This window comes from Paenibacillus terrigena DSM 21567, assembly GCF_000374845.1.
Taxonomy (GTDB): Bacteria; Bacillota; Bacilli; order Paenibacillales; family Paenibacillaceae; genus Paenibacillus_K; species Paenibacillus_K terrigena.
The window spans coordinates 145300-170656 of record NZ_KB895413.1; the positions used below are offsets into that span (position 1 = coordinate 145300).

Genomic DNA, 25357 nt, shown 5'->3' on the forward strand with positions numbered 1-25357 from the left:
CATTTAATCTAGTCGATGATGACACCTATCATCATCGACTCGCATCCTGCATGCGTTGTCAGGAATATGAGGGTAGAGAATGCAGAGTTTGCGGGTGTATTATGGTCATCATGGCGAAGTTGTTCAATACCCGTTGTCTTCACCAGCATGGCTCCAAATGGGATGAACCCGTTAAGAAATGGAATTAATAGCAGGAGCGGTCTGAAGTTGCATAAACTTCGGGCCGCTTCTTTTTGTAACAGGTTGGAGTCAATTGGAAGTTCTGCTGTGCATAAGTGCACGGTGTTCGGAAGGCGCAATGCCATGAAATTTCTTATACTGCTTGGAGAAATATAGTGGGTCTTTGAAGCCAACAGATGAAGCAATCTGATCAATCGTAAGCTTCGTGCCAAGGATGGATTGTGCACGTTCCATGCGGATTTTCGTTAGAAACTGCATGGGTGACATCCCAATGATTTGTTTGAACATTTTGGACAGATAGATGCGGTTATAACCTAATGCGTGTGACATTTGTTCAATGGACACTTGTTCTGCGTATTGATAGGTCAGCCAACGAACAGCTTGCTCTACTTGGCGTTCAATATCCGATTTGGCGTCGAGCGGTGGGATATGGCTGTAGGCTGTTTGAGACCGTCCGTAAGTTGCGAATATCAGCTTCATATAGCCTGTACTCTCCAACTCGCATAAGGGATCGCCTTGTTGCAAGGTGTTGTATAACCTACGATATAAGGGATGCATTCGTCGATGATCTACGGTATGCACGATCGGATTCTGGGGCGTGATCTGCAATTGCTGCAAGAGCGGGTCAACGCCCGTACCGAGGAAGGCCATCCAACAGTAATGCCAAGGATCTTCTTCATCCGCTTGATATTTGTACATTTCCTTTGGGAAGATGAAGAAACTATCACCTGTGCCTAATTCGTACGTTCGACCACGCAATTGAAATGTTCCACGTCCCGAAATGACGTAATGTACAAGGTAATAGTCTATAAATGTTGGCCCCATATGATGCAGAGGCTCGGTTTGCGATTCTCCGCTAAATAATGGTTCGAGCTCGCCAGGAGCCGGATATGGATTGACGACCATTCGGACGAAGGGCTCTCGATACATGGATGTCACCTCACAAAGTCTCTTACGGACAGCCTACCACAGGTCGCTGGACTTGGGAATGGTTATGCTCTATAATATACCCCGTGGGGTATTTATTATTATTATTTCGAGGTTAAGCAGAGAGGAGCTAACATGATGGGGAAGAAGATTGTTATTGTCGGTGGCGTAGCTGGAGGTGCGAGTGCAGCAGCGCGCTTGCGGAGATTAAGTGAGCAGGACGAAATCGTCATGTTCGAACGTGGGGAGCATATCTCGTTCGCCAATTGCGGACTGCCTTATTATATTGGAGATGTAATCAAGGATCGTAAGAAGTTGTTGGTTCAGACCGTTGAAGGGATGTCCGGTAAATTTAATCTGGATGTTCGTAACTATAGTGAAGTCACCGCGATTCATCGGGATCGTAAAGTTGTGGAAGTGCGTCATGTCGTAACGGGTGAGACATATGAAGAGGCATATGACCTCCTTATCTTATCGCCTGGAGCGAAGCCGATCCGTCCGCAGATCCCAGGGATTGAGGAAGCAGAAGTTTCCTTATTCACGCTTCGTAACATTCCCGATACGGATCGCATCAAATCCTATGTTGATCAAGCGCAGCCGAAGCATGCGGTTGTTATTGGCGGCGGGTTCATCGGGGTGGAGATGGCGGAGAATCTGCGGGAACGCGGTCTTGAAGTGGCATTGGTTGAAATGCAGAATCAGGTCATGGCACCGCTGGATGTGGAGATGGCCGCAATTGTTCAGCAGCATATGACGGCGAAAGGGATCGAGCTTATTCTGGAAGACGGTGTTGCTGCATTTGAAGCACATGGGAAGACGATTCAATTAACGAGCGGCAGAAGAATAAACACCGATATGATCATCCTTGCGATTGGCGTTCAGCCGGAGAATCAGCTTGCCAAAGACGCAGGACTTGATTTAGGGGTTCAAGGGGCTATTCAAGTGAATCCATCCATGCAGACGAGTGATCCGACTGTTTATGCAATCGGGGATGCGGTCGAGGTGAACGATTACATTCATGGCTTCAAGACGATGGTGCCGCTCGCCTGGGGTGCGAATCGTCAAGGCCGATTAGTCGCTGACCATATTAACGGCAAGAAGGTTGCCTACGCCGGGGCATTAGGTACAGCGATCGTGAAAGTATTCGATCTCACGGCTGCCGTGACAGGCAGCAATGAAAAGACGCTGAGCAAGTTAGGTATCGATTATGAAGTGATTCATGTCCATCCGAGCTCTCATGCCGGTTATTACCCAGGCGCTTCACCGATTTCCTTGAAACTGGTGTTCAATAAGGAGACAGGGCAGATCTATGGCGCTCAAGCTGTAGGAGCCGATGGGGTAGACAAACGAATCGATGTCATTGCCACGGCGATCAAGGGTGGCTTGACGGTTCTCGATTTGCCAGATCTGGAACTGAGCTATGCACCACCGTTCTCATCGGCGAAGGATCCTGTTAATATGGCAGGTTACGTCGCTTCTAACATCGTTGATGGACTCGTAGAAACCGTACAGTGGCATGAGATCGATGAGATTATCGCGCAAGGCGGGCTCGTTATTGACGTTCGAGAACCAATCGAGCGGGAAGCGGGCTTCATTCCGGGATCAATCAACATTCCACTTGGTGAGCTGCGCAATCGAATGCAGGACATTCCTGCGGATCAGACCGTGTACGTCTCATGTCAGGTTGGACTGCGAGGTTATCTCGGAGCACGGATTCTGAGTGAACATGGGCGCCAAGTGAAGAATGTGGATGGTGGGTACAAAACCTATGGCGTGATTCGGAGGGAACAAGCGGATATGGAGAAGCGAAAACAGAAGCGTGAGGTAGACGCAGAGGTGGTATCGACTGTGGCTGCAGCTGAGGAGACGGTGCAATCGGTTGTGACGCAGCCCCGCACCATTCAGGTAACGGTAGATGCTTGCGGCTTGCAGTGTCCGGGTCCGATTCTACAGGTATATCAGACAATCAGTCATATGAAGGATGGCGAGATTGCTGAAGTTACTGCGACCGATCCAGGGTTCTCGAGCGATATCGCATCATGGTGTGAGAAGACAGGCAATACGTTGCTGGAATCATCCTTCGAGAATAAAGTCTGTCGTGTGTTGATTCAGAAAGGCAGTGTGAACAACGCAGTGGAATCACAATCTAGTACTGTCAAAAATGGTGCGACACTGGTCGTATTCAGCGGAGATTTGGACAAGACGATCGCATCGTTCATCATCGCGACGGGCGCGGCTGCCATGGGGAAACCGGTGACGATGTTCTTCACATTCTGGGGACTGAATGTGCTGCGGAAGTCTGGGCCAAGCGATACGACGGTAGATAAGGACCTGATGGAGAAAATGTTCGGAATGATGATGCCTAAAGGACCGAAGGCGCTGCCGTTATCGAAGATGAACATGGGCGGCATGGGTGCTAAAATGATTCAATATGCGATGGACCGCAAAAATGTCGACTCGCTGGAAACGCTAATGAAGAATGCTGTAGATGTTGGCGTTAAGCTCGTAGCGTGCACGATGAGTATGGACATTATGGGGATCAAGGCAGAAGAATTAATCGATGGTGTAGAATACGGCGGCGTTGCAACCTACCTTGGCGATGCGGAAGATGCAGGCTTGAATTTATTTATTTAGACAAGAGGGGTGTCGGAAAATGGAATATACGGATCAGATGCGCAATCGATTGCGAAGAATTGAGGGACAGGTGCAAGGTGTGCTTCGCATGATGGAGAATGAAAAAGATTGCCGTGATGTCATTACGCAGCTCTCGGCCATTCGTACCGCGGTGGACCGCACGATAGGTCTTGTCGTCGGAACGAATCTAGCGGAGTGTGTGAAGGAAGAGCTGGGCAAAGGGAATAACCCGGATGAGGTTATACAGGAAGCGGTTCAGCTGCTTGTTAAGAGTAGATAATCTATAAAATATTGCATTTCTCCATATTCATGTTGTTTCCTTCCATAGTGCCAAGAACTTGGGCTGAGTATAGTTAATACAAGAGGCCCAAGTGGTTGAGGGGACCTGACTGATGAACCTGATGGAGGCGGAAACAGATGTCTAAGATTACATTTCTCGGTGCGGGAAGTACAGTATTTGCCAAAAATGTCCTAGGCGATAGCATGATGACCCCAGCGCTTCAAGGATTCGAAATTGCCTTGTTCGATATTGATTTGGAGCGTCTAAGAGATTCGGAGAAAATGCTGAATAATCTCAAAAATACGCTCGGAAGCACGTGCCGAATTGTGGCTTATACCGATCGCAAAGAAGCGCTGCGCGGTGCAAAGTATGTTGCAAATGCAATTCAAGTGGGTGGATATGACCCTTGTACGATTACGGATTTCGAAATTCCGAAAAAATACGGTTTGCGCCAGACGATTGCCGATACAGTTGGGATTGGCGGGATCTTCCGGAACTTGCGTACCATTCCGGTTATGCTCGATTTTGCAAGAGATATGCAAGAGGTATGTCCTGATGCGTTGTTCATGAACTATACGAACCCAATGGCTGTACTTACGAATGTTATGAATACGTACGGGGGTATTAAGACGGTAGGTCTATGCCACAGCGTTCAAGCATGCGTACCAGGCTTGTTCCATGATTTAGGCCTGGAACCGCAGGGTGTTAAGTACCAAATCGCGGGCATTAACCATATGGCATGGCTGCTGAACGTAACGAAGGATGGAGAGGATTTGTACCCAGAGATCAAGCGCCTTGCAGCACTTAAGCAGCAAGAGAGCCATCATGATAAGGTTCGTTACGAAATGATGCTGAAATTCGGTTACTATATCACGGAATCTTCGGAGCATAATGCGGAGTACCATCCGTACTTCATTAAACGCAATTACCCAGAGCTGATTGAGCGCTTCAACATTCCATTAGATGAATATCCGCGCCGTTGTATTGAGCAAATTGAAGGCTGGAAGAGAATGCGCGAATCGCTGGTGAATAACAACGATCTAACGCATAAGCGTACGCATGAATATGCGTCACACATCATGGAAGCAATTGAGACAGATAAGCCGTTCCGGATCGGTGGTAACGTGATGAATACGGGATTGATTACGAACTTGCCGCGTGAAGCTTGTGTCGAAGTGCCGTGTCTTGTGGATCGTAACGGGGTAACGCCAACGTATGTCGGGAATCTTCCACCGCAATGTGCGGCATTGAACCGTACGAATATCAATACGCAGCTCCTGACGATCGAAGCTGCAATGACGGGCCGCAAAGAGCACATCTACCACGCCGCAATGCTAGATCCGCATACAGCTGCAGAGCTGTCGATGGATGATATCATCGCGATGTGTGATGAACTGATTGAGGCCCATGGAGATTACCTACCTAAATTTATTTAATGGATTGAAGTGCCTGTTTAAGAATATTGGCCGAGTGGTGCAGCTTCTGAAGCTCATCCTCGGCTAATTTTAGTTCGACCACTTCTCTTACGCCTGAACGGTTAACAACAGCAGGCACACCGAGGTATACGTCATTTAGCCCATATTGTCCTGTTAGCAGCGTCGACACGGAGAGCACCGCATTCTCGTTCCACAGAATAGCCTTGGTTAATCGGGCGAGCCCCATGGCGATACCGTAGTAAGTTGCGCCCTTGCGCTCAATAATTTGGTATGCAGCATCGCGAACATTAATGAAGATTTCATCCAGCTTCTCCTGCGATGGATACCCTTGCTTCTGCTGATAATCACGCAGTGATCGGCCCCCGATATTCGTGTTGCTCCAAATCGGTAATTCAGTATCCCCATGCTCACCCATGACATAAGCATGCACGCTTCGCGGGTCAATATCGAATTCTTGTCCGAGCAAGAAGCGAAGACGCGCCGTATCGAGGATTGTACCTGAACCGAATACACGGCCCGCAGGCAATCCAGAGTACTTCTGCGTGACATAGGTTAAGACATCGACAGGATTCGTTGCGACGAGGAAGATCCCTTGGAATCCGCTCTTCATGACTCCATCGACAATGCCTTTGAAGATCGAAGCATTCTTATTGATCAAATCTAGCCGCGTTTCGCCAGGTGCTTGGTTCGCTCCTGCCGTAATGACCACGAGATCGGCTGTTGCGCAATCCTCATAATCGCCCGCCCATATTTTCATATAAGGTGCAAATGGAATGCCGTGGTTCAGGTCCATTGCATCCCCTTCCGCTTTAAATTCATTCTTATCAATAATGACAAGTTCAGTCGTAATGCCTTGGTTTAATAGTGCGAAAGCATAGCTTGCACCGACGAATCCGGAGCCAATTAAGGCGACGCGTGTAACACGTTGTTGATGTTCATTCATGAAAAACACTCCCATTTTCAAAAAAATTGTAGCTTATTACTCGGTATGTAAGATGATATAGGTCCTCATACAGTGTACCCTCTAAACAAAGATATGTATGCAATAACGATGGCCATTTTATGAAAATATTGGGTTTAACCGCTTACATCTTGAATATATAACGATAAGGCCATTGAATGGAGGAGGGTAACCGATGAAGCTGCATGTGACAACATCTGCTGTGGAATGTTTTCAGAAGGAATGGGGCTTTGCTCGTGGGGATGTCGTTCGTATTTTTGTCCGTTGTTGCGGAATGAGTGAGGATGGGCCTTATTGGCTGGGGATCCAGCATGATCGTCCAATGTTCATCGGGTTGATGGCTATCGAAAATCATATTACGTTCTACATGGAAGAGCAGGATGTATGGTTCCTCGAAGGCCATAACCTAACGATTGATTGCGAAGGGGAGGAGATCAAGTTCTTCATGCCGTCAGCATAGTGCAAACGCCGAAATCCTCCCTCATCAGTGGGTCGGATTTCGGCGTTTCTTGTTGGGTCAGCAACGGCTAATCAGCATTAGGCTTGGAATAAACTCTTGTAGATGCCGTAGCCTTCTTCCTCCAGGCGATCGACAGGAACAAACCTAAGGGCAGCGGAGTTGATGCAATATCGTAGACCATTCTCCCCAGGTCCGTCGTTGAACACATGGCCAAGATGCGAATCGGCCTCTTTGCTTCGGACCTCCGTACGGATCATGAGATGGCTCATATCGACTTTCTCGACGACTTGATGGGCTCGTAGCGGCTTCGTGAAGCTCGGCCATCCGCATCCAGAATCGAATTTGTCTAGCGAACTGAATAGCGGCTCGCCGGAGACGATGTCGACATAGATCCCTTCGCCATGATGATCCCAGAATTCATTGCGGAACGGTGGTTCTGTTCCGTTGTTTTGTGTTACTTCATATTGGATTGGCGTAAGCTTGGTATGAAGTTCATCCTTGTTTATCGCCTTCCCCCAATGCGCTGCGATGAAGGCGTCGCGTCCAGATCCTGTACGGTAACGCTTATAATGAGATGGATTCGTTCGATAGTAGCCTTGATGATAATCTTCTGCTGCATAGAATGGAGCTGCAGGTAGAATCTCGGTGGCAATGGGCTTATCGAAACGTCCGCTCGCTGCGAGAGCTTGCTTCGATGCTTCGGCTTGCTCACGCTGCTCCTCCGAATGGAAGAAGATGGCGGTCCGGTAAGAAGATCCGCGGTCATAGAACTGTCCGCCAGCATCGGTTGGGTCGATCTGCTGCCAGAAGAGTTCGAGCAGCCTCGTGTATGGGAAGATTGCAGGGTCGAACGTAATTTGGACGGCTTCGTAATGACCAGTCGTCTCGGAACAGACTTCCTTATACGTTGGGTTCTCGGTAAGTCCGCCTGTGTATCCAGATACGACTTGATGGATTCCTGGCATTTCATCAAAGGGGGATACCATACACCAGAAGCATCCACCGGCAAAGGTCGCTAACGCTTGATTCGTTGCAGATGACATGGTTGTTTTCACTCCGTTTCTAAGTGGGTTACTGTGATCTTTATCATAATTGATGTGGCGGTCCGTTACAAATCGGACAGCGTAAACCTTAAAGCTGCCTTAAGGAAAGCAAGTGGTTTTTTATCTGAGTTTAAGGTTCGGAGAAAGGTGTTCTGGTATAGTTTGTGGAAAGTATACTCATACCATGAAAGTTGAAAGGGAGTTATGACGTGGATAATAAAGAAAAGAAGAATCTTACGGAAGTGGAGGTAGCTGCATCAGCAGCTTCAGAGGGGGCAGAGAACACGCCATCGAGCGATGAAGCTGAGGTTATTGCTGGACAAGCCCATTCCGAGGCTGAGCATACAACAGAACAAGAACACGAATTGGAGTCGGTACAACAAGTGACAGCGCAAGAAGAGGAGCCTGCATTGGAGCAAGTCGCTGCAGCGGTAGCCCCGGCAGATCAGAATGCCATAGCAACGGTACCAGCGGCATCAAGAAGGAATATGACGCCGGTCTGGATGGTGATCTCGGCTGTTCTACTGATCGGTCTTGTATTCGTGACCTTGAAGCCGCCTTTAGACAAAGGGAAAGAAGTCGTTGCCTCCGTTAATGGCACGGACATTACAAGAGATAAGCTCTATGACGCCATGCTTGAAGCGGGTGGCACGAATACAATTAATAGTTTGATCATGTACGAGGTGGTCGACCAAGAGGCGAAGAAAACGAATATTACAGTCTCCGAAGCAGATCTTGACAAAGAAGTAGACAATATTAAGAAATCCGCTGGCAGTGATGAAGGCTTCAATCAAATGCTGGCGCAGTATAACTTAACAGTCGAAGCGCTGCGCAAAGAAATGATACCGCAAGTGCAATTAACGAAGCTTCTTACACCGAAGGTCAATGTAACGGATCAGGAGATCAAAGATTTCTACGAAGCGAATAAAGCTTCGATGTCCACGCCAGAGCAAGTTCGTGCTTCCCATATTCTTGTGAAGACGAAGGAAGAGGCGGATGCCATTGAGAAGGAATTGAAGGGCGGGGCAGATTTTGCAGCTCTTGCAAAAGAGAAATCAACAGATACCGGTTCGAAGGTAAATGGTGGCGATCTGAACTTCTTCGGCAAAGGCCAAATGGTGCCTGAATTTGAAGAGGCAGCTTTCAAGATGAAAGTGGGCGAGGTCAGCGAACCTATCAAGTCGCAATTTGGCTACCATATTATTAAACTAACGGATAAAAAAGAAGCGGTTAACCCTACGCTGGACGATAAAAAAGTAGAGATTAAAGAACAATTGACAAAGCAGAAAATTTCGGAAATGTCGAATGAATACATTCAAGGCTTGCGCGATAAAGCGAAAATCACGAATACACTCGACAAAACGGCTCCAAAAGAGACAGGTACAACACCAGCTAAATAAGGAAATTACGATTAGAGCATCCCGTGCTGCCTTAGGGTAGGGGGATGCTCTCTTCGTATATAACAAAGTGCAGAAATGTCTGAAGGAGGAGAATAAATATGTACTGCTCGTGCGATGGGAGACACTTGAGGATCATACGATAGGATTCCGGGGATCAGAAGAATATTTGGCATGGAAAGCCTTATTGCATCATTACTATGACCCCTTCCCTGTCGTTGAACATTTTGTCTCTGTGGTTTCTGGTACATAAAATTGTGCAAAAAACAATACATTTTGTCAGAACATATGATCTTATCACTGGTGGTAAAAAGTGGTACAATGAGGGCGTATAGACTCTTGGTGGCTACGATGTTTACGACTAGATCATCTTCGACTCACAGTCCACCACGAGAATGCTTCGATGGTGGGTTGTGTTGTGTACATTGGAGGGGAAATGATGCTGCAACAACTATTGATCGTCTCGCTGCTCACGATGATAATTCATACCTCGGAAACGTTATCTTATGCTGTACGATTTGCGGGTGTTCGAACAGGAAAGCTAGCAGTATCGCTAACCCTATCGGGTATGATTGTGCTCGTCGCCCGAACCTCCAACATGCTGCAAGGCGTTATGGTCGGGAAGATGATAGACTATGCCAAGCTCAACGCAGGATTCCCTCTTGAGAAATATTTCCGTCTGATTATCGGTTCGGCGTCGATTGGCACGGTGCTCGCCATGCTGTTATTTCCTTCTGTCGTATTTCTTGCAGGTCGTATGATATCACACTTAGAGGTGTCAGGTTCGATTCCGAAGCTGCTCACGAGTGTATCGCTGGATAAGCTGAAGCATGCCCGGACCCATCTTCGCAGACCCACATTGAAAATGCTGAGAGCCTTGCGAATCTATAATGTTCCCAAAAGGCTGCTCCTATTGAACAGTGTCGTTACGTCGATCTATACCGTTGGGGTGTTAGCTGCGTTATATGCCTCTTTCGTGGCAGTATCTGGTATCGCTGCATCGCAGTCCTCGGGACTGATTAATGGGATTGCGACGATCATTATGACCGTGCTAATTGATCCGCAGATTGCGCTCATGACCGATCGAGCACTTCGTAATGAAGCAGATCAGGATCGGCTTGGCAAGGTGTATGGACTCATGATGATGTCTCGTTTTGTGGGTACATTGCTGGGGCAAGTGATCTTCATGCCTGCTGTCGTATGGATCGAATGGATGACGGCACGGATCTGACTATTTTAAGAGGAAGAAAGTGAGGCAGAGGAAATGGAGAATTCCGTATGGATCAAGCAAGCAGGGGTAGAGGATGTCCCTTATTTAGCTCTATTATTTAATCAATACCGGATGTTCTACGGTCAGTCGTCAGATTTGGATGGCGCAGCAACCTTTCTAGAGGAGCGGATTACGCACAAGGAATCTACGGCATTCATCGCGTATTCATCACCAGAAGATCGCCGTGGTCTTGGCTTCGTTCAGTTATATCCTTCGTTCTCTTCCGTTTCCATGCAGCGATTGTGGATCTTGAACGATCTCTTCGTAACGTCTGAAGCAAGGAAGCAGCGTGTTGGACGTCAACTCATGGATATGGCCTATCGCTTTGCACTTGAATCAAGCGCGAAAGGACTGACCTTGTCCACTGCGCATGACAATAAGATAGCCCAGCGCCTCTATGAATCACTTGGATATGAACGAGATGAACATTACTATACATATGAGCTTTATTTCAAGGGCTAGCGCGCTATTAGGGAGAAGTTGTTCCATGGCGCCATGTTAAGGTCTTATGATTCATATTTTATCAGCTCGTGTAATCGTATATAATGGGGGTTCGAAGAAGTTTCGTAATCTACCTATACTGGAGTGAATGATCATGTTAGAACACATCAAACATCGACTTAATGAGGAAGAAATTCGTGAACTGATTGGTTACTCCGTTTTCCCTGATCCCGACCGGATAGAGCAAGCGGTTGCACGCTATCAGCAAGAGGATCAGTTGCAGTTGTACGGCGCGGTTGAAGAAGATGAAGTAATAGGGATTGTCGGTTTTTCGATGGATGAAGATCAAAATCTCATCTTGCAGCATATTGCGGTTCGACCTGAGAATCGGGAACAGGGTTACGGACGCAGCATCATGCTGGAGTTGATTGGTCTTACGAATCCGAAGTCGATTGTTTCTGAGACGGATGAAAGTGCAGCAGATTTCTATCGTAATATTGGTTTTACTGTATTTAGTCTGGGAGAGAAGTATCCTGGAGTAGAGCGGTTCCGCTGTGAGTATATAACGGAAGAAGATTAGTACAGGGGTAATGAACATGGAAGCAGCTTGGGCATAGAAATCCTTTCTCCATCCAGATTCGGGCGAAGTGAAACTTGCGACGAACTTAGGAATATATGTGCATGGCACGGCAAGCATCACACCGCCCACATTACGACTTTGCGAGAGCGTATGGGCTGGTCTTAGTGTTACGATTTACGAGTGACCAGATGATGGTCTTGGGCGAGCGAAGATTGGGTACCGAGCAGACAGATGGACACCAACACAACAAGAGATACGCGAAGCTTGGAAGCGAAAATTCTCATTGTTCTAACCTCCTGTAACAGGTTTGGATGAACCATGCATGCTTGGGAATCGTTCTGCGACTCAATTAGGACCGGCATTAAGACATGTGCAGGAATATCGTGTGCTTTGGGGTAAATATCCCCGTATCATGACTGTATCAGATAAGGCTTTTCTTATACAACAGGCAGAGGCAAGAAATTAGGAATTTCATCCTACAAGTGAGCAATAAGGGCAGTTTTCTGGCGTTTGACGCATCCAAGAAAACTGTCTTTTTTTCCAAATAAATACACATTTGATTTTTGTTTTGGATTATAATAAATGCACTTAACAGGCATAGGTGGTGGCTTGAATGAATTGGGAACAGCAGCTGACGCAATGGATTTCGCAGGACCAGGATATGATCGATGCCCTTCGCCTTGTCCGGGCGCTCAAAATGAATGAAGGTGCGATCGCAGCTGGGTTCATTCGCAATTACGTCTGGGATCGGCTTCATGGATTTGGTGCGCGTACACCGCTCAATGACGTGGATGTCATTTATTATGATGCAAGTTCGAAGTCAGAGGAGCGGGATCGAAGATTCGAGAAGGACCTCATGAAGCAGATGTCGCAATATCAATGGTCTGTGAAGAACCAGGCGCGCATGCATCTACGCAATCATCACGCGCCATATCACTCGATCGCAGACGCGATGCTGCGGTGGCCTGAGACGGCTACGGCTGTCGCGGTTCGTATCAATGACCAAGATCGGATTGAGATTGTTGCTCCTCACGGACTGGATGATTTATTTCAATTATTGGTACGGCGTGGACCCTATTTTGAAGATGTGGAGTATTTCCTACAGCGTGTTGAGTCGAAAAATTGGCGTTACTTATGGCCGAAGTTAGAAGTGATAACGCATGTAAGAGATGAGGATACGACATCGAAGACGATCCATATTCGACAACTTCAAAAGACAGACGTCGAAGCCTTTACAGATCTACGTCTCGAAGGATTACGCCTCTATCCGGAATACTTCGGCGAAAGTCTGGAAGAGGCGATGAAAAACCCAATGGAAAAAATCCGATCGAAAATCGTGAGTACTTCAGATCGATTCGTGCTTGGTGCGTGGACGGAAGAGCAAGAATTGGTAGGAGTGATCGGATTTTACCGGGAATCCGGTGTGAAGTTCCGTCACAAAGGCGTAATCTGGGGCATGTATGTGACACCTTCCGAGCAAGGTCATGGCATTGGAAGAACATTACTGCAGCAGGCCATTGTACATGCACGTAACATTGTCGGACTGGAGCAATTGAACTTATCGATTGTTACAACCAATCAGACGGCAAGACGTCTCTATGAGCAAGCAGGGTTTCAGGTGTACGGTCAAGAGGCGCGTGCGATGCGATGGAACGACCTGTATTGGAATGAAGACTATATGTGTTTGCAATTATAAGAATTTAGAGATTGTGGATGGAGGGGAAGTCATTGATTAGAGCAGTGGTGTTTGATTTTGATGGATTAACTTTGGATACGGAAACCCCGTGGTACGAATCGCTTCAGCAGGTGAATGCGAAGTATGGTATTTCATTTCCAGAAGAATTGTTCAACAATGCGATCGGAGCTAGTCATGAGGCTTTCAATCCTTACCGTTACTTGGCTGATCAACTGCAAGGACAACCGGATGAAAGGGAGCTGCGAACAGAAGTACACGAATTATTCTTATCCAAAATGGAGAAGCAGAAGCTTCGCGAAGGTGTCCTGGATTACCTGATCGTGGCTAAGCGTGCGGGTCTCAAGATCGGTCTTGCATCGAGTTCACCACGGGCATGGGTAGAGAGTTACTTGAAGAAATATGAGATTTACGACTACTATGAATGCATCTGTACCGCTGACGACGTCGAACAAGTGAAGCCAGATCCTGCATTATATCGCCTTGCCTTGAAGCAGCTAGGGGTTGAGGGACATGAAGCGATCGCCTTCGAAGATTCAGTCAATGGGTTAACGGCTGCCAAAGCCGCGGGATTATACGGCGTAGCTGTTCCCAATGCACTAACCCATCGTTTGTCGTTTACAATCCAGGACGTGATGCTCATGTCGATGGCGGATCTACCGCTTGAGGTACTGATTCAGCGAATTGAGGAACTCGATCGCGACAGACAGCAAGTCATAAGTGGAGGTGCTGCTGATGCTGAGCATGGAAGAATTATTTAGGAACTTGCCACGGTTGGAGACAGAACGGTTGATCCTTCGCAAAATGCGGAGAAGCGATGCGCGGGATTTATTCGCTTATGCCTCCAATGCAGAAATGACACGTTATACGATGTGGAATACCCACCGAACGCTGCGTGATTCGGAGCTTTTTCTTGATGCGATTGAACAACGCTACCGGGAGGGGCAGGTGACGAACTGGGGGATCGAATATAAACCCAATGGCAAATTCATTGGGACGTGTGGATTCGTCAACTGGGCGCCGGAACATCAACGAGCAGAGATTGGTTATGCATTATCGGAAGAATACTGGAATCAAGGGATTATGAGTGAGGCTGCGCGTGCGGTCCTTCAATTCGGATTTCAGAAAATGGATTTGAACCGTCTAGAAGCACGCTGTAATCTGGAGAATATGGGTTCGGAGCGGGTGATGCAGAAGATTGGAATGATCTACGAAGGTGTGATTCGTGAGCAGCTCTTCATCCAAGGTCGGTTCGAGAGCGTCAAGCTGTACTCGATTCTGCGTAACGAGGTCCCTGTCGTAATTGGAAGTAACTAGAAACCCACTCCGAAAGATCGTATAATTAAGTTGTATAAGGAACATATTTCGATAAGGGAGAGATGGAAATGTATGATGTAATTATTATTGGCGGCGGTACGGCAGGCGGAAGTGCAGCGATTTTCGCAGCAAAAGCAGGGAAATCTACGTTGATTATTGATAGCAATCAGAGTATGACGAAGCGTGCATGGATGCTGAACCATTACGGCATTAAGGAAATATCAGGACCAGATCTCATTGCCCAAGGCCTTGAGCAGGCTGCAAGCTTTGGCGCGGAATATGTGGAAGCGAAAGTAACGAATGTGACAACGACAGAAGAAGGGATTCAAGTACATACCGATGGCGATGACTATACGGGTAAGCATGTTCTGCTTGCAACAGGCGCGTTGACAGACCTCGCGAATCATATCGGTCTTGAATTAAAAGAAGGCCGTGAGCCGCGTATTAAGACAGTTATAGCGGTAGATGCTGACGGACGGACGAGCCAAGCGAACATTTGGGCAGCGGGTACGGTAGCAGGTACAAGTGTCCATACGATTATTACATCGGGTGACGGCGCTAAGGTTGCGATTAACATTATTAGTGAATTGAACGACGAACGTTATGTGGATCACGATGTCTTGAAATCTTAAATCCTATGAATCGATTGCGAGATTAGGAAAATTCCTAGTATTGAACTCGTGTCATGATGTCAGTATAATGAGACGGATACGTAGTACATCATGATGACGGGAGAATCACGAATCTATGACGATCAAAATCATTACAGATGGCAGCTCAGATCTTACACAGGAGCTCTCAGAACAGTACAACATTTCATTAGTACCGCTGTGCGTCCAATTTGGACATGAACAGTTCAAATCCAATATGGACTCAGAATTGTTCTATGCCAAGATGCAAGCGTCCGAAGAGCTTCCGAAGACATCGAGTCCTTCGCCGATGGCGTTTCTAACCCAATTTAAGGCGGCGGATCCGAAACAGCCCATTCTTGTATTGACGTTATCTTCCGTCTTAAGTAGTACTTATCAGCATGCATTAATGGCGAAAGAAATGTATCGTGATGAAGGCTTCACAGGTGAATTGGAAGTGATCGATGTGAAGACGACATCCATGGGTCTCGGATTAATTGCGATTCGCGCGTCCGAATGGGCACATACGATGGCATTTGAGGCGCTGCTTACACGAATTCAAGCACTTATTACATCCTCGCATACTTTATTTACTTTAGATACATTGGAAAATGTCATTCGCGGGGGGCGTATGAGCCGCCTGGCAGGGAAGGTTGCTTCGGTTCTGAATATAAAACTGCTGATGCAGGCGAGTGAAGAGGGAGCGGTCGAGGTCGTAGAGAAACTTCGCGGGACGCAAAAAACAATGAAGCATTTGATGGAAAAGGTTGGGGAAACTTGGCATCATGCCGATAAATCCTGGATTGCATGCGCCCATTCGAATTGTGAAGAGCGGGCCAAAGCCTTCATGAAGGATTTGGTGAGCAAATATCCATTCGATAAAGTGATTATTACGAATATGGGCCCAATCATCGGAACGTATGCGGGTGAAGGCGGTATTCTCGTAAGTTATTCTTCATAGTGCATTGATCTAACATGCGGAGATCTATCCGCATGTTTTTTATTTCATTCGGAACTAAGCTTTCTCCATTTCCCACTGTGAAACATGTTGCACGGGGCATGGGGGGTTGTTATGATAAAGGAATAAGGTATGAATCGGTTGAAAAATCGAAATAAATAGAATGAGCAATGCAAGATGGAATGAGGTTGTGTCGATGGATAAGAAGGAATTGCAAGTTCGTAATATAGATGCATTCGAGAAGTCGAGTGCCACCTTGGACAATCGAATAATGAAGAATACTCTAGCGGAACAGCAGAAGAATCTGATTCTATCCGTGATTTTATCTTTGCCTCTCTTATGGGTGATGATCTCACGTTTTGCTTGGATGACGAACATGTATGTTCCTTCGTTCTTACTTAATCCGTGGGTACAATTTCTTCTTGCGACCCCGGTACAGTTCTGGATTGGCCGTTCCTTCTATGTGGGCGCTTGTCAAGCACTGCGACGTGGGATTGCGAATCTAGATGTACTCGTCGTGTTAAGTACGACATCCGCATACGTTTACAGCCTAGTTGCCATGGTCAAATGGACGAACCAATATTCCCATATGCCAGGCGTCTATTTTGAGACAAGTGCTCTATTGATTACGTTGGTACTCATTGGTAAGCTGCTCGAGTCTCTAGCGAAAGGGCAGACTTCTGCGGCAGTGAAGGCCTTGATGCGTTTAAGACCTCATTCAGCGACGATTATGCGGGACGGTCAGCCCGTCAATGTTACGATTGAAGATGTCCAAGTGAATGATATTCTGCTCGTTCAACCGAAAGAACAGATTCCTGTAGATGGTACGATTGTGGAAGGCGCATCGTTCATCGATGAATCAATGTTAACTGGAGAAAAGAGCCTTGTCTCCAAAAAAAGTGGTGATCGTGTCTTTGGTGCAACGATTAATGATAAATCGAGCTTCTATCTGAGAGCAGATCGAATCGGTGGACAGACCGTACTGTCCCGCATGATTAAAGTGGTGGAGGAGGCGCAGCAATCGAAAGCGCCGATTCAGCGGGTTGCGGATTCTGTTGCGAGTGTATTCGTGCCTATTGTGGTTATGATTGCTATCATCACGTTTGGTTTATGGTATATGGTCTTCCAGGCCGGAAATCTTGCTGCTGCGCTTGAAGCGGGAATATCGGTATTGGTTATTGCTTGTCCTTGTGCACTTGGTCTGGCTACCCCTGCATCCATTATGGTTGGCTCTGGTCGTGCAGCGGAAGTTGGTGTTCTATTCAAGGGCGGCGAGTTCCTCGAATCCACGCATGAAGTAGACACGATCGTGTTAGATAAGCGGGGGACGATTACGAAGGGACTTCCTACGCTGACAGAGGTAGCGCTCGAGCCTAATCTTGATCAAATTCAAAGCGGACTGAATGCGGAAATGCTGCTGCGTTGGATTGGGCTTGCTGAACGCAGTTCTGCTCATCCGATTGCTGCTGCTATCGTTCGAGGGATCGAAGAACGAGGTATAAGCCTCGCAGATGATACGATTACGATAGAATATCTCGAGTCTTATGCAGGTTATGGGATACGTGCTGTTGTCGATGGGCATGACCTTGTGATCGGTACCAGAAGATTGCTCAGTCAATATCATATTGGCTTCAGTGTCGCAGAGCCTAAGCTGGCTGCACTAGAATCAACGGGCAGAACAGCAATACTCGCAGCGGTTGACGGAACTTATGTAGGTACACTTATGGTATCGGATGAGGTGAAAGAAACGACGGCGTCTGCCATTGCACGATTGAAGCAAATGGGGATTGAAGTGGTCCTCATGACAGGAGATCACCGTCGGACGGCGAACGCCATTGCGCATGAGGTTGGGATTGTTCATGTCCTTGCGGAAGTGCATCCCGATGAGAAAGCAGAAGCCATTCGAACGTTACAGACGGAAGGACATCAGGTCGCTATGGTAGGTGACGTATCGAATAATGGAGCTGCACTAGCCGCTTCAGATATTGGTATTTCGATTGGACCGAGCTTGGATGTGGCGATGGATGCAGGGGATGTCACCATTATGCGAGAAGATTTGAACTCGATTGCAGATGCCATACAGATTAGCAATAAGACGATGAACAATATGAAATTGAATCTGTTCTTAGCGCTCGTGTATAATACGATTGCGATTCCTATTGCGGCTTTCGGCTTGCTAGAGCCTTGGATTGTTGGAGCAGCTATGGCGCTAAGTTCTATATCGGTTGTGTTGAATGCTTTACGATTACAGAAGGCGAAATGGTAGTAATTCCTTGATTTGGGACTTTTGAACGAGTGATATCATTTTGTAATCGCTTTGATACCCTTTTTCGTACAAACTGTATCATAATAGAATCGTTAGATTATGTGCGGAAAGAGAGTGTCGACGATGAATTCAAAGAAACTAATCCTCGGAATTTACGCATTGATGTTAAGTTTATTCATCATATCGTGTTCTACAACAGATCATCTCGATTCTGAAGCCCAGGTACTAAAGAGTACGCAGGTGAACACGGTTCCCACGATTGCTATTGGTATTAATGGTGGGAATATCGTTCCGAATCTTACGAAATCCATTTTAAGTAAGTATAAAGAAGGGATCACATTGCGGCAGCTTCTTGAGGGCAGTGGTGTCATCAAATTAACTGCAGATGGTAAAGATATCGTATCTGTGAACGAAGTCGCCTTGGATTCGCGGCTCCATTGGGGAATTCTACTCAATGGTAACCCGCTGACAAGCGGAAAACGGATGGATATGGTCATCAAAGAAGACGATATTCTAGAGATCGTAGTGAAAGAAACGAAAACGAAATAAATCACGTTGATTTTCATACACTTTTCACATCATTTTTCGATAATCCTCACATGATTGGGCGCTAATATTAGGTTATACCCAATCGAGAGGAGAGTTACAAAATGATTAATTTGAAAAAAACCGTTGTAACATTTTTGACAGCTGCACTGATGGTGGTTAGCGCTAGTACAGCAGCCTTTGCTGCAGATGCACCAACGACAGCGAAGAAAGTAGATACGAAGGCAGCAGCAAAGGTAGAGACAAAAACGGCAGCAACGAAAGCTGTGAAGGTTACTAAACCAGCACCTGCTCCTAAAAAAGCTAAAACGGTGAAAGTCGTTAAAAAAGCCGTTAAATCGAAACATAAAGCTGCGAAGCTTAAAAAACATGTATCAAAACATAAAAAACATCATCACAAAGCCATTAAAAAAGCAAAAAAAACAACGGCAAAAACAACGACAAACGCAAAAACAACGACGAGTAGCAAGAAGTAAGCAATTGATCCATAAAGGCGGGAGGACGGAGTCTTCCTGTCTTTCTTGCTTTCTGCTAGAGTGAAGGGAAAGTAGACGAAGGGGGGAGCATGTGGTGTCACATATATTTGTTGTTGATGACGATCCGAATATTTTACAACTCATTTCAGAGTATCTGCGTAAGGATGGGTTTCAAGTGACATCCTTCCCTGATGGTCACGAACTTGTGGACCGAATTCGTTCAGAGGCGCCGGACTGTCTGATTCTAGATATTATGATGCCAGGCGTGAATGGATTGTCACTTCTTACAACGATTCGTACATTCACAGAGATGCCGATTATTATGATTTCAGCACGCGGGGAGGAAGAGGACCGGATCATTGGTCTGGAGCTGGGGTGTAATGATTTCCTTCGTAAGCCGTTTCATCCCCGTGAACTTGTTGGGCGTGTGAAAGGTATGCTGCGTCTCGTTCAAATGCATAAATCTGTGGACGCATCGACGTCAGAACATGGAACGTATTTAACGGTTGGGAATATGAAAGTCAGTGAGGAGCTTCGCCGTGTCGAGGTGGAGGGGATGGAGATATCCTTCACTTCTCGTGAGTATGATTTGCTCGTATTCCTAGCGACTCATATGGAGCGTCCATTCAGTCGAGAACAGCTGATTCAGCAGGTCTGGAAATATGATTTCTTGGGCGAAGTTCGCGTTGTTGACGATCTTGTTAAGCGGCTTCGTAAGAAGTTGGGCGACGCAGGAGCAATTTTTCATATTGATACGTTGTGGGGTTTCGGCTATAAGGCGACGGTGAAAAGCTGATGCGTACGATTCGAGGTCGAATTTTTATTGCGCTCATTATTGTTATGATTTTCTCCGTATTCACGTCCGTCTATATGGTAGATCGGCTCGTCGATGGTATGTTAATGGACCAAGCAAGGAACCAGTTACGTATTCAGATGGAGAAAGGGATTCAAATTATTGAAGGGGGCGACCCCGAAGATTTAAGCACAGATGATTTGGAATTGCGCTTTCGGGATCGGATGTACTATGCTGATTTTTTTATCCTTAACAAAGAAGATAAGATCATAGCCGCAGGCGATGATGAAATGATTGGTCGAACTGCGCATATTTCGATGGCGCGACAGGATCATTTCTTCGAGCTGAACCAAGAGAAAATGATGTATACGCATCAAAATCTAAAAAATGGGCTGCGCATCATTGTCTATACACCAATGGATATTTTGAATCAAGTTTCAGATCGAATTCTCCATATCTCGATAAGATCGGTCATTATCAGCTTCGTCGTCATCTTCATCGTCGGCTTATGGCTAGTCTGGAATACGACGAGACCGCTTATGAAGCTTAAAGAGGCGGTGAGCCGATTTGAACCATCGTATCGAGGCGCACGGATGCCGAAGGGAGACGACACGGAAATTGGACAGTTAATGAATACATTTCACACCATGTCCGAACGTATTAGGCTGCATCATCAGCAGCAGACAGAATTCCTGCAGAACATATCTCATGAACTTCGTACGCCTTTAATGTCTATTCAGGGATATGCGGAGGCGATTAAAGATCAGGTGGTGTCCGTAGAAAAAGGGGTAGAGGTCGTATCGACGGAATCCAAACGGCTGATTCAATTAGTCGATAAGCTGCTGCAGCTTACAAGACTTGAGACCTTAGACGAAGTATGGAAAATGACGCATGTGGATTTGAAAGAGTTGATTGAGCAGGCTGTGCAGTTGTTGGGACCTGCTGCTAGTGAGCGTCAGGTTAAGATCGAAACGCATGCTGCTGCGATGGAGTTGGCCATACCCGCGGAGCAAATTTTTCAGCTGACCATTAATTTTCTGCAAAATGCGGTTCGTTATGCCGCGACGGAAGTGGTAGTAACACTGGAACAGACGCCAAGTGGGTTTTGTATCATCGTTGATGATGATGGTCCCGGGGTGCCCATCGCAGAGCGGCAATCTGTCTTCGAACGGAATTATATCGGTGAAGCGGGAGTAACGGGAATTGGGCTCGCGATTTGCAAGCATATTGCAGATAAGCTGCAGACGAAGGTCGAATGTCTGGAATCACCGAATGGTGGTGCGAGGTTTACATTTGAATATAAAATAAAATAAAGACCACCTATGCTTTCTGACTAGGCGGTCTTTATTATTAAATGCGGCATATCGATAATGGGCATTTCTCACAATGACAAATTTCCTGTAGCTGCGCAACATCTTTAATGACGATGAGTCCGCCTTCGTATTCGATGGCATCTTTCTTACGCAAGTCGCTAAGCATCCGGTTTACACTTTCACGTGTCGCACCGATCATATTGGATAAGTCCGTATGTGTTACTTTCTTGTTGATAATCGTGTGTTCTCCGTGCGGTTCACCATAAGAATTACTTAGTCGAATAAGCGTAGAGCATAAGGCGCCAGGCTTGCCATAGAGCATGAGGTCGCGGAATTTCGTCTGCGTGAGCCGATGATGCTGTCCCATCCATTTCATGAACTCAATGGAGAAGTCGCAATGTTGGCAGAGGAGAAGCTCAAGATCTTTCTGCTCCACGATACCAATTTCCGTCTCTTCCATCACTTCAGCTGTGAAGCTGTGTTTGCCTTGGTTGAAGGGATCGACATTTCCGACTAAGTCCCCAGCTTGGTACATATACATAATGAGCTCTTTGCCCTCATCTGTCGATTTTGTGATTTTGACTCGGCCTTTGCTAATATAGAACAGTTTGTCGGTTGGATCGCCCTCCCAGAATAGATGGGATCCCTCCGGAAAAATACGTTCTTTCATTACGACAGATAACCGATTGAAGTTCGTGTCCGAGAATACGCTTGTATTACCTGTTCTTTCTACATCGGTTGGAGATAGAAGTGTCATAATATCATTTCCCTCCTCTGATATGCACTTTTTTAGTTGTTAAAATCTATGATGTGCATTTCTTCACAAACTTATTTTATCACGTTTTTGATCACATCATAACGTTAATTTTTAAGTAAATTTGAATATTCAGTAAACATTGTGGTAAAAATCACTGACGAACAGTGAGCGCACATTGAAAACAGTGATATTGTGATTTGTTTCACAATATGTTCACACTTTGTGAATAATTTCACGTAGATAATCGGGAAACAATATGTTATGATCAATTTGTAAGCGGAATTGTAAAATATATGAAGTTTAAATGGAGGATGGAGAACCATGGCAGTTAAAGAGACAAAAGCAGAAAAAACTGTACCTACTGTGCAAGAGCACATCAATTCCCTCGTAATGAACGCGAAAGCAGCGCTTGACGAGTTCATGGGATTTAACCAGGAGCAGATCGATTCCATCGTTCAGGCGATGGCGCTCGCAGGACTGGATCAGCATATGCCACTTGCTAAAATGGCCGTGGAAGAAACAGGACGTGGCGTATACGAAGACAAAATTACGAAGAACATCTTTGCTACAGAGTACATTTACCACAGTATTAAATATGATAAAACGGTTGGCGTGATCGAAGACAACTCATTCGATAATTTCCAGAAGATTGCTGAACCTGTCGGGATTGTGATGGGGATTACGCCAGTAACTAACCCGACATCAACAACCATGTTCAAGGCTCTGATCTCGATTAAAACACGTAACCCGATCATTTTTGGATTCCATCCATCCGCTCAGAAATGCAGCGTTGAAGCCGCTCGTATTCTACGTGATGCAGCAATCGCGCATGGCGCACCGAAAAATTGTATTCAATGGATCGAGTTCCCTTCCATGGAAGCAACAGATTCGTTGATGCATCACCCAGATGTTGCGCTTATCTTAGCAACTGGCGGATCAGGCATGGTGAAGGCGGCATACAGCTGCGGCAAACCAGCACTTGGTGTTGGACCGGGTAACGTGCCAGCATTTATCGAGAAAACAGCGAATATTGAACAAGCAGTTACCGACCTTATTCTCTCCAAAACATTCGATAACGGTATGATCTGTGCTTCGGAGCAAGCCGTGATCATTGAAGAGCCGATTTATAATAAAGTGAAGAAAATAATGACAGATAATGGATGTTACTTCTTATCCAAAGAAGAAACAGCGAAATTAACAGGCAGTGCGATGAAAGGTGACAAATGTGCGGTAAATCCCGTCATTGTTGGACAGCCGGCAACGAAAATTGCAGAGATGGCTGGTATCAAGGTTCCTGAGGGGACTAAAATTTTGATCGCTGAGCTTGAAGGTGTAGGCACGCAATATCCATTATCAGCTGAGAAATTAAGTCCAGTTCTTGCTTGCTACAAGGTTAAAGATGCTCAAGCAGGTATCGATCGCGCAGCAGAAGTTGTCGCATTCGGCGGTATGGGCCACTCGTCAGCGATCCATTCGAACGACCAAGATGTGATTGCACGATTCGCAGATCGTCTGCAGACAGGTCGGATTATTGTTAACTCTCCATCGACACACGGGGCAATCGGGGATATCTATAATACGAACATGCCATCGCTCACGCTTGGTTGTGGATCTTACGGACGTAACTCGACATCCTCGAACGTTACAGCAGTCAATCTCATTAACGTGAAAAGGGTGGCGCATCGTACCGTGAATATGCAATGGTTCAAAGTACCGGATAAAATTTATTTTGAAAAAGGAAGTACACAATACCTTGAGAAAATGCCGGATATTAGCCGCGTCTTGATCGTAACGGATCCAATGATGGTGAAGCTTGGTTATGTTGATAAAGTAGAACATTATTTGCGTAAACGCCAAACACCAGTTGCCATTGAGATCTTCTCGGATGTTGAGCCAGATCCATCGACAGAAACGGTTGAACGCGGAACAGCGCTCATGAACAGCTTCCAACCAGACTGCATTATTGCACTTGGTGGTGGATCGCCGATGGATGCTGCGAAAGGCATGTGGTTGTTCTATGAATACCCTGATACCGACTTCAACGATTTGAAACAGAAGTTCATGGATATCCGCAAACGGATCTACAAATACCCACGTCTCGGACAAAAAGCGAAATTCGTTGCGATTCCGACGACTTCAGGTACAGGTTCGGAAGTAACATCGTTCGCGGTTATTACGGATAAAGAAAAAGGCAATACGAAGTATCCTTTGGCAGACTACGAGTTAACGCCAGACGTAGCGATTGTCGATCCAGAGTTCGTATACTCTTTGCCTAGAGTAGCTGTTGCTGATACAGGTATGGACGTATTAACGCACGCGATTGAAGCTTATGTATCCGTGATGGCGAGCGATTTTACCGATGGTCTTGCGATCAAAGCGATCCAGCTGGTATTCCAATACTTGGAGAAATCTGCCAACGAAGCTTGCCCAACTGCGCGTGAGAAAATGCATAATGCTTCGACGATTGCAGGGATGGCCTTCGCGAATGCATTCTTAGGCATTAACCACAGCTTGGCGCATAAATGGGGCGGTCAATACCATACAGCACATGGACGTACAAATGCGATCTTGATGCCGCATGTCATCCGTTATAATGCGAAGAAACCGACGAAGTTCTCCTCGTTCCCGAAATATAACCATTTCGTAGCGGATGAGCGCTACGCAGAAATCGCGCGTATTCTAGGATTGCCAGCGAAGACGACGGAAGAAGGCGTCAATAGCTTGATCAATGCAATCCGTGATCTGAACAGAAAATTAGATATTCCTGAATCGTTCCAAGCGATTGGTTTCGATGCGAAGGATTTTGAATCGCGGGTTGATTATTTGGCAGATCGTGCATTTGAAGATCAATGTACAACAGCCAATCCGAAATTGCCGCTTGTAACCGAGCTTGCAGATGTCTATCGCAATGCCTTCTACGGTAAATTTGAATAAAGTTTTACGATTTCTCTGATGTAGGAATTGGATGCGTAGAGGTGTGATGAATGTCACACCTCTATT

General features: G+C 46.3%; 24 protein-coding genes and 2 pseudogenes. 21 read left to right on the top strand and 5 right to left on the bottom strand.

Annotated elements, in window-relative coordinates; translation table 11 throughout:
- Positions 1–8 precede the first annotated feature (8 nt).
- Together C558_RS34930 and C558_RS0104610 are read right to left on the bottom strand one after the other, a co-directional pair.
- Positions 9–143, bottom strand: a complete 135-nt coding sequence (locus C558_RS34930) for a hypothetical protein (RefSeq protein WP_281167096.1) — start codon at positions 141–143, stop codon at positions 9–11.
- Between the two features lie 106 nt (positions 144–249).
- Complete coding sequence (locus C558_RS0104610; RefSeq protein ID WP_018755063.1) at positions 250–1110, bottom strand: AraC family transcriptional regulator; 861 nt, start codon at positions 1108–1110, stop codon at positions 250–252.
- A gap of 135 nt (positions 1111–1245) precedes the next feature.
- Here C558_RS0104610 and C558_RS0104615 point away from each other — a divergent pair, with 135 nt between their 5' ends.
- From C558_RS0104615 to melA, 3 genes are all read left to right on the top strand, one after another.
- Entirely contained in the window at positions 1246–3741 is a 2496-nt protein-coding gene (locus C558_RS0104615) for a CoA-disulfide reductase (protein WP_018755064.1), read from the top strand.
- Positions 3742–3760: 19 nt separating this feature from the next.
- Positions 3761–4021: a metal-sensitive transcriptional regulator gene (locus C558_RS0104620; protein WP_018755065.1), complete on the top strand. Its 261-nt coding sequence runs from the start codon at positions 3761–3763 to the stop codon at positions 4019–4021.
- A gap of 137 nt (positions 4022–4158) precedes the next feature.
- A complete protein-coding gene (gene melA, locus C558_RS0104625) occupies positions 4159–5457 on the top strand; it encodes an alpha-glucosidase/alpha-galactosidase (RefSeq protein WP_018755066.1) in 1299 nt (432 codons plus the stop codon).
- Here the strand turns inward: melA and C558_RS0104630 are convergent.
- Complete coding sequence (locus C558_RS0104630; RefSeq protein ID WP_018755067.1) at positions 5450–6400, bottom strand: L-lactate dehydrogenase; 951 nt, start codon at positions 6398–6400, stop codon at positions 5450–5452. The two genes, melA and C558_RS0104630, sit on opposite strands and share 8 nt — an antisense overlap.
- Before the next feature lie 193 nt (positions 6401–6593).
- Here C558_RS0104630 and C558_RS0104635 point away from each other — a divergent pair, with 193 nt between their 5' ends.
- Positions 6594–6878 carry a HesB/YadR/YfhF family protein gene (locus C558_RS0104635; RefSeq protein ID WP_018755068.1) on the top strand — a complete coding sequence of 95 codons (285 nt, stop codon included), beginning with the start codon at positions 6594–6596 and terminating at the stop codon, positions 6876–6878.
- A gap of 77 nt (positions 6879–6955) precedes the next feature.
- Here the strand turns inward: C558_RS0104635 and msrB are convergent, their stop codons facing one another.
- Positions 6956–7921, bottom strand: coding sequence for a peptide-methionine (R)-S-oxide reductase MsrB (msrB, locus tag C558_RS0104640; RefSeq protein ID WP_018755069.1), 966 nt, complete (start codon positions 7919–7921; stop codon positions 6956–6958).
- Positions 7922–8130: 209 nt separating this feature from the next.
- Between msrB and C558_RS0104645 the strand changes: the two genes are divergently transcribed.
- The 16 genes and pseudogenes from C558_RS0104645 (at position 8131) to C558_RS0104720 (ending at position 21600) form a co-directional block, all read left to right on the top strand.
- Positions 8131–9321, top strand: a complete 1191-nt coding sequence (locus C558_RS0104645; protein WP_018755070.1) for a peptidylprolyl isomerase — start codon at positions 8131–8133, stop codon at positions 9319–9321.
- Positions 9322–9415: 94 nt separating this feature from the next.
- Positions 9416–9571, top strand: a pseudogene (locus C558_RS30375) (antibiotic biosynthesis monooxygenase family protein); the annotation flags it as partial.
- 186 nt (positions 9572–9757) lie between these two features.
- On the top strand, positions 9758–10549 hold the full coding sequence (locus C558_RS0104655; protein WP_018755072.1) for a lipid II flippase Amj family protein: 792 nt from the start codon (positions 9758–9760) through the stop codon (positions 10547–10549).
- Positions 10550–10582: 33 nt separating this feature from the next.
- Complete coding sequence (locus tag C558_RS0104660; protein ID WP_018755073.1) at positions 10583–11050, top strand: GNAT family N-acetyltransferase; 468 nt, start codon at positions 10583–10585, stop codon at positions 11048–11050.
- Positions 11051–11183: 133 nt separating this feature from the next.
- Positions 11184–11609, top strand: a complete 426-nt coding sequence (locus C558_RS0104665) for a GNAT family N-acetyltransferase (protein WP_018755074.1) — start codon at positions 11184–11186, stop codon at positions 11607–11609.
- Between the two features lie 37 nt (positions 11610–11646).
- Positions 11647–11774: pseudogene (locus tag C558_RS35165) on the top strand (metal-dependent hydrolase); the annotation flags it as partial.
- Between the two features lie 448 nt (positions 11775–12222).
- The gene (locus tag C558_RS34180) at positions 12223–13305 is read left to right on the top strand and encodes a nucleotidyltransferase family protein (RefSeq protein ID WP_018755076.1); all 1083 of its coding nucleotides are present in this window, start codon (positions 12223–12225) and stop codon (positions 13303–13305) included.
- A 32-nt stretch (positions 13306–13337) separates the two neighbouring features.
- Complete coding sequence (locus C558_RS30385; RefSeq protein WP_018755077.1) at positions 13338–14063, top strand: HAD family hydrolase; 726 nt, start codon at positions 13338–13340, stop codon at positions 14061–14063.
- Positions 14038–14619, top strand: a complete 582-nt coding sequence (locus C558_RS0104685) for a GNAT family N-acetyltransferase (protein WP_018755078.1) — start codon at positions 14038–14040, stop codon at positions 14617–14619. The genes C558_RS30385 and C558_RS0104685 overlap by 26 nt, the downstream gene beginning before the upstream one ends.
- A 68-nt stretch (positions 14620–14687) precedes the next feature.
- Positions 14688–15251: an FAD-dependent oxidoreductase gene (locus C558_RS0104690; protein ID WP_018755079.1), complete on the top strand. Its 564-nt coding sequence runs from the start codon at positions 14688–14690 to the stop codon at positions 15249–15251.
- A 115-nt stretch (positions 15252–15366) separates the two neighbouring features.
- The gene (locus C558_RS0104695) at positions 15367–16209 is read left to right on the top strand and encodes a DegV family protein (protein WP_018755080.1); all 843 of its coding nucleotides are present in this window, start codon (positions 15367–15369) and stop codon (positions 16207–16209) included.
- A 160-nt stretch (positions 16210–16369) separates the two neighbouring features.
- Positions 16370–18472 carry a copper-translocating P-type ATPase gene (locus tag C558_RS0104700; RefSeq protein ID WP_156825994.1) on the top strand — a complete coding sequence of 701 codons (2103 nt, stop codon included), beginning with the start codon at positions 16370–16372 and terminating at the stop codon, positions 18470–18472.
- A gap of 123 nt (positions 18473–18595) precedes the next feature.
- A complete protein-coding gene (locus C558_RS0104705) occupies positions 18596–19021 on the top strand; it encodes a hypothetical protein (protein ID WP_018755082.1) in 426 nt (141 codons plus the stop codon).
- 101 nt (positions 19022–19122) lie between these two features.
- Positions 19123–19494, top strand: a complete 372-nt coding sequence (locus C558_RS30390) for a hypothetical protein (protein WP_018755083.1) — start codon at positions 19123–19125, stop codon at positions 19492–19494.
- 94 nt (positions 19495–19588) lie between these two features.
- On the top strand, positions 19589–20290 hold the full coding sequence (locus tag C558_RS0104715) for a response regulator transcription factor (RefSeq protein ID WP_018755084.1): 702 nt from the start codon (positions 19589–19591) through the stop codon (positions 20288–20290).
- A complete protein-coding gene (locus tag C558_RS0104720) occupies positions 20290–21600 on the top strand; it encodes a HAMP domain-containing sensor histidine kinase (protein WP_018755085.1) in 1311 nt (436 codons plus the stop codon). Before C558_RS0104715 ends, C558_RS0104720 begins: the two co-directional genes overlap by 1 nt.
- A gap of 37 nt (positions 21601–21637) precedes the next feature.
- On the opposite strand, the gene C558_RS0104725 is transcribed toward C558_RS0104720, so the two are convergent.
- Positions 21638–22357, bottom strand: coding sequence for a Crp/Fnr family transcriptional regulator (locus tag C558_RS0104725; RefSeq protein ID WP_018755086.1), 720 nt, complete (start codon positions 22355–22357; stop codon positions 21638–21640).
- Between the two features lie 321 nt (positions 22358–22678).
- On the opposite strand from C558_RS0104725, the gene adhE reads away from it, so the two are divergent.
- Positions 22679–25291 (top strand): bifunctional acetaldehyde-CoA/alcohol dehydrogenase, encoded by a 2613-nt coding sequence (gene adhE / locus C558_RS0104730; RefSeq protein WP_018755087.1) that lies wholly within the window; start codon positions 22679–22681, stop codon positions 25289–25291.
- Positions 25292–25357: the final 66 nt, after the last annotated feature.